Origin of the sequence: Vibrio tubiashii ATCC 19109 (assembly GCF_000772105.1) — a bacterium.
Taxonomy (GTDB): domain Bacteria; phylum Pseudomonadota; class Gammaproteobacteria; order Enterobacterales; family Vibrionaceae; genus Vibrio; species Vibrio tubiashii.
The window spans coordinates 3,198,062-3,210,041 of record NZ_CP009354.1 but is presented as its reverse complement, the minus strand read 5'-3'; the positions used below and the strand labels follow the sequence as shown (position 1 = coordinate 3,210,041).

Here is an 11,980-nt window from a genome sequence, read left to right as displayed (position 1 = left end):
TCTTGTTCTTGAAGGTGTTGACAGGACTTGTTCCTAAAGGGAGATAATCAATCAGCTCTCCAGCTCTCCAGCTCTCCAGCTCTCCAGCTCTCCAGCTCTCCAGCTCTCCAGCTCTCCAGCTCTCCAGCTCTCCAGCTCTCCAGCTCTCCAGCTCTCCAGCTCTCCAGCTCTCCAGCTCTCCAGCTCTCCAGCTCTCCAGCTCTCCAGCTCTCCAGCTCTCCAGCTCTCCAGCTCTCCAGCTCTCCAGCTCTCCAGCTCTCCAGCTCTCCGTAGGACGAAGTCCGTTCCCGCATCCAAACTCCGTAGCAAAGCGTTCACAAACAAAAAGGGCTGATGTTCTCACGTCAGCCCTCAGGATTCTCTAGCCTTTCAGCTTACTTATCCGCAAGCTTCTCTTCTAAATCCGCGAGCTTCTTTTCCATCTCAGTCAGTTTTTGACGAGTGCGTAGTAGGACTTGAGTCTGAACATCAAACTCTTCGCGGCTGACTACGTCTAGCTTATTAAGTTGGCCTTGGATTACTTGGCGAACTTTTTGGTCAACGTCTGCACCAAGCTCTTTGACTGGTGCTGGCATTGAATCGTGAATTTGTTTAGCGATTTGCTCTAGTTTCTTTGGGTCAAACATAGTGACTAAAACTCCTTTCAATTTGTGCTCATTCTATGTAATTGATACGTGAAAGTCGCTACTTCGATATTAAAAATTCGAAGCTGTTATACCATTTAGAATAAATAGTTGTTCAGCGACTAAGCCGGGTAGGCACTCAAGTTACAGGTATAAAAAAAGGCCACCGAAGTGGCCTTAGAGGAGTGACAGGTTACTTGTTCTCTGCTAGTTCACGTTGAGCGGCTTTCGCTTCATCAACACGTGCTAGCTTTTCCAAGTCTTTGTCTTCAACAAACACTGGTAGAGGCTTATGTTTTTCAGCTAGGTAGCTGTAAATCACAGGCAGTACGAATAGCGTAAAGATAGTACCAATCGCTAGACCAGCAACGATTACGATACCGATACTAAAGCGCTGAGCTGCACCTGCACCTGTTGCGTACATTAGCGGGATAAGACCAGCAATCATCGCTGCTGTTGTCATCAGGATAGGGCGTAGACGAACTTTTGCCGCTTCCATTACCGCTTCTGTCTTGCTCAGTTTGTTGTGTAGCTGCTCCTCTTTCGCTACCTCACAGATCAAGATACCGTGCTTGGTGATAAGACCAACCAGAGTAATCAGACCTACCTGAGAGTAGATGTTCATGGTAGCTGCACCCCAAGCTAGAGCAATCAAGGCGCCACAGATCGCCAGTGGTACAGAAACCATGATAACCAATGGATCTTTCAGTGATTCAAACTGGATTGCCAGTACTAAGAAGATGATCGCTAGTGCCAAACCGAACGTCGCGTATAGTGCGCTACCTTCCGTTACGTACTGACGAGCTTCACCCATATAGTCATGGTTGTAGCCAGCTGGCAGCTTAGTTGAAGCTATGTCTTCAAACCATGCAATTGCATCACCCATAGCCGCACCAGGAGCAGGAACCGCACCAATAGTGGCTGAGTTGAGCTGGTTGAAGTGAGGCAGTGAACGAGGCTCTGCGACAACATCAATCGTAATCAAGCTACCTAGAGGTACCGCTTTACCATCAGCCGCTTTAACGTAGAAGTTGTTCATCGACTCTGGGTTTAGGCGCCACTTACGCTCTACCTGAGGGATAACTTCGTACGAACGGCCGTTAAGGTCGATGCGGTTTACATAGCCATCGGACATCATCGCACTTAGCGTAATACCGATATCTTGCATGGTTACGCCGTAAGCACCCGCTTTATCTTTGTCGATGCTGATTTTCATCGTCGCTGAGTCGTAATTCAGGTCGATCTCTGAGTATACGAACAGTGGGTTAGTTTGAACTTCTGCAAGAATATCTGTGGTTACTGCGAATAGGCTTTCAAACGCATTCGGCGTTGTAACAACAAACTGAATCGGTAGGCCTGAACCTGCACCTGGCAGTTCTGGCATCTGGAATGCTGTTACAGCCATTCCAGGTACGTTCGATACCAATCCACCCACTCGGTTTGCCACTTCAGACTGACTGGCTTCACGCTCACTCCAAGGCACCATAGAGGCAATACCAAATGCTTGGTTTGAGTTTGGTACACCAGTAAACACTTGGGCAAACGCAACTTCTGGCTGGTCAGACAGAATCTTGTTGACGTCATTCATGGTGTTTTGCATGAAGTCCAAGTTTGCGTTTGATGGTGCGGTACCCATCAGCATCACTACGCCTTTATCTTCCGATGGTGCCAGTTCACTTGGGATGAACTTAAACAGCATTGGTAGACTGGCAAATACGATGATAGCGAAAGCAATCACCACAGGGCGATGCTGCATAACTGCGCCAAGCATTTTTGCATAGCGGTTAGTCATTCCATCAAGCACACTATGTACTTTCTGTTCGAACTTGCTTGGCTCTTCATTAGCCTTAAGCATTTTCGAACACATCATAGGTGAAAGGGTCAGTGCTACAATACCGGATACAAATACTGAACCTGCTAGGGTTAAGGCGAACTCTTTAAATAGAGCACCTGTGATACCACCCATCAAGGCAATTGGCGCATATACCGCACCCAGAGTAAGGGTCATTGCAATAACAGGAATTGCAATCTCACGAGTACCGATAATCGCCGCGCGGAATGGTGATTCACCCAGCTTGATGTGACGGTCGACGTTTTCCAGTACAACGATCGCATCATCTACTACCAGACCGATGGCGAGTACCATTGCCAGTAGCGTCATCAGGTTCCATGAGAAGCCCATCGCTTGCATTACCATTGCCACACCAATCAGAGAGAGTGGGATAGTAACGATAGGGATTATTACCGCACGGAATGAACCTAGGAACAGGGTAATAACAACTAGTACGATCAGTGCTGCTTCAACAATCGTTTTGATTACTTCGTTAATCGACTCGTTGATCGCAATCGTTGAGTCGTACATCACGTTCATTTTGATGGTACTTGGCAGGTTACGCTCTAGTTGAGGTAGCAAATCAAGTACATCGGCTGCGATGTTGATTGGGTTGGCACTTGGCGCTGCGTTAATCGCCGCAACGACTGCCTCTTGTCCGTTAGCACTTGCACGGTAAACATCGTGGCTCTTCTCAAGCGATACTTTGGCAATATCACTTAGACGAGTAACGTTACCTTCGTCAGTACTCACAACTAGGTTAGAGAGCTCTTCTACGTTAGATACCTGAGTATCTGCGCTACCGTTGTAAAGTACGAACTCACCAATTGCCTGACCAGTTGCTGACTGGTAGTTGTTGGCATTAAGCACATTCATTACGTCGGTTGCGGTCAAGCCTAGCGCCGCCATCTTGGCAGGATCTAGCCAAATACGCAGTGCGTATTTCATACCACCGTAGAGGTCAACCTTAGACACACCGTTAACAGTGAATAGCTGCGGGTTGATTACACGCTCTAGGTAATCGGTAATTTGACTTGATGATAGCTCGTCACTGGTGAAACCAATGTAGAGTACCGCCGTTGTTGAACCTGTCGACATGGTTACGGTTGGGTCTTCTGCTTCTTTTGGAAGTTGAGAGCGAACCGAGTTAGTCTTGGCCAGAATGTCAGACAGCGCCGCATTCGGGTCGGTATTGAGCTTCATGTTGACGGTAATGGTGGATTTACCCAGTACCGAAGACGAAGTCATATAGTCTATGTTGTCTGCCTGAGCGACCGCTTGCTCCAGTGGCTGAGTAATAAAGCCTTGGATCAAATCGGCACTCGCGCCGTAGTAACTGGTATCTACGGTGACAACTGTGTTTGTCATTTCAGGGTATTCGCGAACCTGCATCTTGAACACCGCTTGGAGACCAAGCAGGGCGATCAAGAAACTGATCGATACCGCTAAAACTGGACGTTTAATAAAAACATCAGTAAAGCGCATGAGGCCTCCAATTACAGCATTGGTGTTTCAGCTGGTGGAGTAGTTGCATCGCTTTCTACTACACGAACTTTCGCGTCGTTACTTAGACGAACCTGACCGGAAGTCACCACAACATCACCGGCTTTCACACCTTCTAGGATGTGAGCGATATCTTTAGTACGTTCACCTACTTTAACCACCTGTTGCTTAACGCGCTTCTCGCCGTTCTCTTCGCTAATGATGTACACGTTGTCACCGTATAGCGTGAAAGTAATGGCGGTTTGAGGTAGCGTTACTTGGTTTTCTAGTTTAGGCAGAATGATATTTGCACGTGCGAACATACCACTACGTAGCTTACCGTCACTGTTCGGGATATCCGCTTGTACCTGAATCAGACCACTTTGAATGTTTACCGCAGGCTCGATCGCTGAGATAGAACCCTTAAATGGTTTCTCAGGGTAAGCATCAACAAAGATATCGACTTCCTGATCAAGAGAGATGCGTGAGATATCCGTTTGTGGCACTGTGAAGCGTAGGCGCATAACGCTCGTATCTTCTAGACGAACAATATCGGTACCCGATTGCAGGTACTGACCTAAGTAAACGTTACGAATACCAACCACACCCGCAAATGGTGCTTTGATTTCACGGCGATCGATTGATGCTTTTAGGCTTTCAATATCCGCTTTAAGCGAGAAGTAGTTTGCTTCCGCTTCATCATACGCTTCTTTAGAAATAGAGCCTTTCTTGTACAGACCTTGGTAGCGTTTGTATTTAGCTTCGGCTGCCGGTAGCTTAGCTTGCGAGCTCTTAAGGTTGGCTTTCTCTACATCAGAGTCAAGCAAAACCAATGGCTGGCCTTCTTCAACTTGAGTGCCTGATTCAAAAGCAATTTTGTCGATCACACCGCTAGTTTCGTTAGCAATGGTCACACCTTGGTTGGGCTCGATGAAGCCGATCGCTTCAATCACAGGTACCCAGTCAACAGGGTTTACTTCGGTTACCGTGACAGGAAACTCTGGCTCAGGACGATTCGCCATGTATTCAGCGATCTTCTGTTGTTTGAATAGATTGAAACCTATCACACTGCCGAACAGCAGTATCGCGATAAGTAACATAAAGAAAGTCCACTTTTTCATTCTGATTAGAACTCCAAATTAGTGTTTTATAATCGCATCCCAACTTGCTTCGATCGCTGCGTCAATAGCGTCTTGGTCAAGTTGGTAATATCCGAGAGATTGCTTACGTGCCAGAGTGACACTGACTTCTAAACTAAGTGCAGCCAACACTGGGTTTTCTAGGGGCTTAAATACCCCTTGTTCTCGCCCTTCAGTGAAGAGTTGATCCACTTTGCTAAACATCTTGCGTTCGATCTCTTTGGTTTCATGGCTTCGGACGCAGGGTAAAGAGTCGTACTGAGCACGATTCTTTAAGTTGCCGATGTTTGACCCCGAGAGATCGAAAATGTTTAACCACATTTTGCGAAATCGTTCTTTTAACGGCATAAATTCTTCAACACCATCCTGAATGGCTTCAGCATTGCGTTGGATGACCGCTAATCGAACCTGTTGCAGTAAATCTTCTTTATCAGAGAAGTAGCGATATATCGTTCCTGCTGCGACCCCAGCTTCCTTGGCCAACTTATGCATCGAGAGACCTTGAAAGCCTGATTCTGCAATCAGTTTTTCTGCGGCATCTATGATTTGTTGTCTTTTATCTACCATAAAATGAGAACCAGACAGTGACATATAGTGGGTTGATGAATGAACGTTCATTCATTATAGCCTAAGAAGTCATCAAATATGCAACAAACTATCGAATGATTTATGAAAAAAGTTGTTATTCACACTTGTTGAGAAACATTTAGCCGACGTTGTCTTGGCTATAAACATAGCAATCTGTCTGTTGCACTATTATTATATGCGCCACATTTTTCCTACCGCTGAGATGATCATGAAGCTGAACCCCAATCAAGATGAAGCAGTCAAATACGTATCTGGCCCTTGTTTGGTGCTTGCTGGAGCAGGGTCGGGTAAAACGCGTGTTATTACCAACAAAATTGCTTATCTGGTTCAGCAGTGCGGTTATAAAGCGCGTAATATCGCGGCGGTGACTTTTACCAATAAGGCGGCGCGTGAAATGAAAGAGCGCGTTGGCCAGACATTAGGTAAAAATGAATCAAAGGGGTTAATGGTCTCAACCTTCCATACTTTGGGCCTCAATATCATTAAGCGTGAATACAAATCATTAGGTCTAAAATCCGGATTTTCACTGTTTGATGATCAAGACCAAATGGCGCTACTTAAAGAGCTGACAGAAAAACAGCTCGATGGTGATAAAGATCTACTGCGTCAGTTGCTCGGCACGATTTCTAACTGGAAAAACGACATGCTTACGCCTGAGCAAGCCAAGGCGCAGGCGAAGGGCGAGCAGCAACAGTTGTTTGCCTTCTGTTTTGAGATGTACCAGAAGCAGATGAAAGCCTATAACGCTCTCGACTTCGATGATTTGATCTCATTACCTGTTCTTCTACTGCGTACTAATGAGGAAGTTCGTCAGCGTTGGCAAAATCGAATTCGCTACTTGTTGGTCGATGAATACCAAGATACCAATACCAGTCAATACGATCTGGTTAAACTGATTGTCGGCGAACGAGGCCGATTAACCGTAGTAGGGGATGATGACCAGTCAATCTACTCTTGGCGTGGAGCGAAGCCACAAAACTTGGTGTTGCTGGGTGAGGATTACCCAAACCTGCGCTTGATAAAGCTAGAGCAAAACTATCGCTCAACCAGTCGCATCTTGCGCGCTGCCAATATCCTTATCGCGAATAACCCACACGTGTATGAGAAGTCCCTGTTCTCAGAAATTCCTGATGGTGAAAAGCTCAAAGTTCTGCTGGCAAAAAATGAAGAGCATGAAGCTGAGCGAGTTACTGGTGAGCTTATTGCGCACAAATTCCTTAATCGCACGGAATATAAAGATTATGCGGTTTTGTATCGTGGTAACCACCAATCGCGCTTGATTGAAAAGTCTTTAATGCAAAACCGGGTGCCATATAAGTTATCTGGGGGCACCTCGTTCTTTGCTCGCGCTGAGATCAAAGACATCATGGCGTATTTGCGTGTCTTGGTTAACCCAGATGATGACAACGCTTTTCTGCGTATTGTTAACACACCAAGACGTGAAATTGGCCCAGTAACATTAGAAAAACTCGGCAGTTACGCCAATATGCGTGGCAAAAGCCTATTTGAGGCCAGTTTTGAGCTAGGCTTGGAGCAGTCATTGAGTGGACGTGGGTTAGAGAATTTGCGTCGCTTCACTGCTTGGCTAGTTAAAATTGCCGACCAAGCAGAGCGTGGTGATACCGTTGAAGCGGTGCGCTCATTGGTGCGCGATATCAATTATGAAGATTGGTTATACGAAACATCATCAAGTCCTAAAGCTGCCGAAATGCGCATGAAGAATGTGTCCGATCTTTACTCTTGGATAGTGGCTGACCTTGAAGGAGATAACTATGACCAAGAAGAGAAGAGTATCAAAGAGGTGGTTCAGCGCCTGACATTACGTGACATGATGGAGCGAGGCGAAGAGGACGAAGATAGCGACGCGGTTCAACTAATGACGCTACATGCCTCTAAAGGTCTAGAGTTCCCCTACGTTTATCTGATAGGAACAGAAGAAGGAATCTTGCCGCATCAAACTAGTATTGATGAAGAGAACGTTGAGGAAGAGCGCCGCTTAATGTACGTAGGAATCACACGTGCGCAGCGAGAACTGACCTTCACTATGTGTAAAGAGCGTCGTCAGTTTGGTGAGTTAATTAAGCCGACACAAAGTCGTTTTCTCGACGAGTTACCATTTGATGATGTGGAATGGGAGCAGGTTAAGAAGCCAGTGACGCAGGAAGAACGTATGGCGAAAGGCCAAGCACATATTGCCAACATAAGATCGATGTTCAATAAGAAATAGTGTTGTGGCAGATACTAAAAAGGCTTGGTGAAAACCAAGCCTTTTCTCTATATATAGAGAGAGCTTTATAGACCAGCAATCATATGTTCGATAGCTGCGACGATTTCATCGTCAGAACAATCCATACATGAGCCTTTCGCTGGCATTGCATTGAAGCCGTTGATAGCGTGATCTTTCAGCACGTCATTACCCTGAGCAATACGCGGTGCCCAGTCGCCAGCATCGCCTGTTTTAGGCGCGCCGCTAACACCAGACGCGTGACACGCAATACAGAAAGTACCGTAAACAGTTGCACCATCGCGAGGGCCAGTTGGCTCAGCTTTAACTGGCTCTGCTCCTGCTAGGTAAACATCACCAACAGGTTTAATACGTTCTGCAATTGCATCATATTCTTCTTGGCTTACATTTGCTGCAAAAGTGGCGCTAGAAAAAGTGATCGCAGCGACCAAAGCGGTTAACATTTTTCGAGACATATCCATTAAACTCACTTTACATTCCTGAAGGTAAGTTCGTGCTTACCCATTATTAGAGTGTGGCTTGACCAACAGTCAGACCTTGCCAGAAAGCATGCTTGGCTGTTAAATCAATGTAAATAATGGGTGATTATATCCTGTTAAGTTGTTGCAATAAACAACAAGTTACCCGCTTTCAGGGGGGTATCTAATGGGAAATAGGGGTTTATCACACTTTAATTGCCGAAAAAGGCACCAAACGATAAAAAAAGTTGAAAAAGTACTAGACGGCATAGTGTGATATACGTATTATTCCACTCCGCCGATAGGGCATGCGCCCGTAGCTCAGTTGGATAGAGCGTTGGCCTCCGGAGCCAAAGGTCGAAGGTTCGAATCCTTTCGGGCGTGCCATTCGCCTAAAGGTATATCGGTAAAAATTTCAGTGGTGGCTATAGCTCAGTTGGTAGAGCCCTGGATTGTGATTCCAGTTGTCGCGGGTTCAAGTCCCGTTAGCCACCCCATTATTTAAGGTAACCTAGGTTTCCTGTTCGGATGAATGTCGGAACGAAACATAAGTCGGTGAATAGCGTTGTTTGTAGCGCATCTCGGCTCTTGGAATAAGCGGGACCAGAGGGTTAACCCTCTATAACGTAAACCAAGTAAAAAATAACTCGTCGGTGAATAGCGCAGCTTGGTAGCGCATCTGGTTTGGGACCAGAGGGTCGGGGGTTCGAATCCCTCTTCACCGACCACTATTTAGTTTAACGCGAATAGCGGTAAACAAAGGCAAAGCCAGTGGTGGCTATAGCTCAGTTGGTAGAGCCCTGGATTGTGATTCCAGTTGTCGCGGGTTCAAGTCCCGTTAGCCACCCCATTTATTTAGGTAACTTAGGTTTCCTGTTCTGATAAGTCAGAACAAAACACAAGTCGGTGAATAGCGCAGCTTGGTAGCGCATCTGGTTTGGGACCAGAGGGTCGGGGGTTCGAATCCCTCTTCACCGACCACTATTGAAGCCCTAGTCGAAAGACTAGGGCTTTTTACTTTCTAGCGTTTGAGCTTTAGTTTTAACCCAAAGTGGGGTTCGCCTGATGTTCAAAATATGCTCTTCACCAAATTACTATTAGAAAGCCTCGTCAGAAATGACGAGGCTTTTTTGCATTTTGGAACGGGCTGCGCCCTACAGAACGCTGCGCTTCTGGAAAACGGGATCGGGCTTCGCCCTGCGAGATAAATATTTGCCATGAGATCCCCAATTCTCTCGTTCCTCGCTATTGAGGATGACAATGTAATTTAATGAACAAGACTTGTCACTTGGTTCTAATTCTGCAAACGTTCTCCAGTTCTCCAGTTCTCCAGTTCTCCAGTTCTCCAGTTCTCCAGCATCCCTCATACTTAAGCATTAACCAGTTTCTGCAAGGCGACAAAAACCGTAGATAATAGATTTGCCATTTTGGGTTTTGGGTTTGATTTAATTCTGTATAAATAAAAATAGATGGATTAAACGACCTGATTTGAACTTATGTTTGGAGTTATGTTTTAAATTTGTTAATGATGGTGGGGTTTGAGTGACTGAATGGTTATTCTATTTTGGTTATAACTAAATGCGATGTTAAATAACCAAAAGTTACGTTTTTATTGGTCTGGGATGTGTTTTTGGCGCAGGTACGACCAATGGAAGATATAGCTCTATTGCATATTTATTTTGCTATGCTGCTTGGTTTTTGTTCGATCTCGACTTTTTATCCTATCTTTGTTGCTTTTCTGTGAATTTTTTGCCAAATTGATGACCTTGTAATTTGCCAGAATGATATTCTGGTACGAATGGATTCACTTTTCAGACAGGGCAGAAAGCTGCCGAAGCAGTAGAGGTCTGGTAATGTCACTTTTAGAAGTTAAAAATCTTCGAATAGAGTACCCTTCGCGTCATGGTGTTCATGCCGCAGTTAAATCACTCTCCTTTAATATTGAACGTGGAGAGATCGTCGGCGTTGTTGGCGAGTCTGGTGCCGGTAAGTCGACCGTTGGTAATGCGGTCATCGATTTGCTGAGCCCACCTGGTCGTATCGCTAGTGGCGATGTTTACTTAGACGGTGAGCAGATCTCTGGTTTATCCCCAGAACAGATGCGCAGCGTTCGAGGTTCTAAAATTGGATTCATCTTCCAAGATCCAATGACTTCTCTAAACCCACTTTTTACCGTTGAGCAGCAACTGAAAGAAACCATTCATGCCAATATGAAGGTTTCTGATGAAGAGGCGTATCAGCGTGCGCTGTCATTAATGCAGCAAGTTGGTATTCCTCAACCAGAGAACCGCTTAAAGCAGTACCCACACCAGTTTTCTGGTGGTATGCGTCAACGTGTGGTTATCGCGATTGCTTTGGCGGGTGAGCCTGATCTGATTATTGCCGATGAACCGACGACTGCATTGGATGTGTCTATCCAAGACCAGATTTTGAGTTTGATCCGTGAGTTGTGTATCAAGAACAATGTTGGTTGTATGTTGGTTACCCATGATATGGGAGTAGTTTCCAACGTAACGGATCGCGTTGCGGTGATGTACCGTGGTGATTTGGTTGAGTTTGGCCCAACGGCAAAAGTACTCGGTGATCCAGATCATTCCTACACACGCAGTCTGATTTCAGCGGTACCTCGCTCTGATATGAAGCTTGATCGCTTCCCGCTGGTTAGCTACATCGAAGAAGCGCACGAGATGGAGCCGCTCGATGTTAAAAGCCACTGGCTAGGTCAAAGCCAAGACCATCGCGATTACACAGGTTCGTTACTCAATGTTGAGAACGTTAACCTGCGCTTTGTGACCAAAGATTCCTTGTTCGAAAGTCGTCGTGAATATGTTCAAGCTTCTAACAATGTCAGCTTTGAAGTCTTTGAGGGTGAAACTTTCGGTCTTGTGGGTGAGTCGGGCTCTGGTAAATCGACCATTGCACGAGTGATCGCAGGTTTGTATGCGCCGAACTCGGGCAAGGTAACGTTTGAAGGGATCGACCTAACGTCTTTGAAATCAGAGAAAGAACGTCGCCCACTGCGCCGCCAAATGCAGATGGTGTTCCAAAATCCTTACACTTCAATGAATCCGCGTATGAAGATTTTTGACATCATCGCGGAACCTATCCGATTCCATAAGTTGACCAATAGCGAAACGGAAACACGTCAGATCGTCAACGATCTACTTGATCACGTTGGTCTGGGCAAAATGGCAGGGGTGAAATATCCACATGAGTTTTCAGGTGGTCAGCGTCAGCGTATTTCGATTGCACGTGCACTCGCAACACGTCCGCGTCTGCTGATTTGTGATGAGCCGACCTCAGCATTGGATGTGTCGGTACAAGCGCAAATTCTTAACCTGCTGAAAGATTTACAAGATGAGTTAAATCTAACCATGCTGTTTATCAGTCACGATTTACCCGTTATTCGTCAGATGTGTGACCGAGTGGGAGTGATGCAGATGGGGACGCTACTGGAAGTGGCGCCTACCGAGCAGCTATTTAGATCGCCTCAGCACGAATACAGTAAACAACTGATTTCTTTAATGCCTGAATTTACGGGCTTAAGAGAAGAAGTAAAAACGGCGTAAGTCGTGATTCTTTCCCGTTTTGACGGGCAATAAACAGAAGCAAAC

General features: G+C 45.9%; 8 protein-coding genes and 5 tRNA genes. 7 read left to right on the top strand and 6 right to left on the bottom strand.

Annotated features, from left to right (window positions below; all coding sequences use genetic code 11):
• Nucleotides 1–47: 47 nt before the first annotated feature.
• The 5 genes from IX91_RS26580 to IX91_RS14710 form a co-directional block, all read right to left on the bottom strand.
• Entirely contained in the window at nucleotides 48–293 is a 246-nt protein-coding gene (locus IX91_RS26580) for a hypothetical protein (protein ID WP_038550605.1), read from the bottom strand.
• 81 nt (nucleotides 294–374) lie between these two features.
• The gene (ubiK, locus tag IX91_RS14725; RefSeq protein WP_004745538.1) at nucleotides 375–626 is read right to left on the bottom strand and encodes a ubiquinone biosynthesis accessory factor UbiK; all 252 of its coding nucleotides are present in this window, start codon (nucleotides 624–626) and stop codon (nucleotides 375–377) included.
• Nucleotides 627–816: 190 nt separating this feature from the next.
• Complete coding sequence (locus IX91_RS14720) at nucleotides 817–3,939, bottom strand: multidrug efflux RND transporter permease subunit (protein ID WP_004745537.1); 3,123 nt, start codon at nucleotides 3,937–3,939, stop codon at nucleotides 817–819.
• A gap of 11 nt (nucleotides 3,940–3,950) precedes the next feature.
• On the bottom strand, nucleotides 3,951–5,057 hold the full coding sequence (locus IX91_RS14715) for an efflux RND transporter periplasmic adaptor subunit (protein WP_004745536.1): 1,107 nt from the start codon (nucleotides 5,055–5,057) through the stop codon (nucleotides 3,951–3,953).
• 18 nt (nucleotides 5,058–5,075) lie between these two features.
• Entirely contained in the window at nucleotides 5,076–5,693 is a 618-nt protein-coding gene (locus IX91_RS14710; RefSeq protein ID WP_004745535.1) for a TetR/AcrR family transcriptional regulator, read from the bottom strand.
• Nucleotides 5,694–5,871: 178 nt separating this feature from the next.
• Between IX91_RS14710 and rep the strand changes: the two genes are divergently transcribed.
• Nucleotides 5,872–7,890, top strand: a complete 2,019-nt coding sequence (gene rep, locus IX91_RS14705; protein WP_004745534.1) for a DNA helicase Rep — start codon at nucleotides 5,872–5,874, stop codon at nucleotides 7,888–7,890.
• Nucleotides 7,891–7,955: 65 nt separating this feature from the next.
• Here rep and IX91_RS14700 read toward each other — a convergent pair whose 3' ends face one another.
• A complete protein-coding gene (locus IX91_RS14700; protein WP_004745533.1) occupies nucleotides 7,956–8,369 on the bottom strand; it encodes a c-type cytochrome in 414 nt (137 codons plus the stop codon).
• Nucleotides 8,370–8,676: 307 nt separating this feature from the next.
• Here IX91_RS14700 and IX91_RS14695 point away from each other — a divergent pair.
• From IX91_RS14695 to IX91_RS14670, 6 genes are all read left to right on the top strand, one after another.
• Nucleotides 8,677–8,753: transfer RNA gene (locus tag IX91_RS14695), tRNA-Arg, on the top strand.
• Between the two features lie 34 nt (nucleotides 8,754–8,787).
• A tRNA-His gene (locus IX91_RS14690) sits at nucleotides 8,788–8,863 on the top strand.
• A 154-nt stretch (nucleotides 8,864–9,017) separates the two neighbouring features.
• Nucleotides 9,018–9,094, top strand: a tRNA-Pro gene (locus IX91_RS14685).
• A 46-nt stretch (nucleotides 9,095–9,140) separates the two neighbouring features.
• Nucleotides 9,141–9,216, top strand: a tRNA-His gene (locus tag IX91_RS14680).
• Nucleotides 9,217–9,270: 54 nt separating this feature from the next.
• Nucleotides 9,271–9,347: transfer RNA gene (locus IX91_RS14675), tRNA-Pro, on the top strand.
• Between the two features lie 872 nt (nucleotides 9,348–10,219).
• Nucleotides 10,220–11,935, top strand: a complete 1,716-nt coding sequence (locus tag IX91_RS14670; protein ID WP_004745532.1) for a dipeptide ABC transporter ATP-binding protein — start codon at nucleotides 10,220–10,222, stop codon at nucleotides 11,933–11,935.
• Nucleotides 11,936–11,980 lie beyond the last annotated feature (45 nt).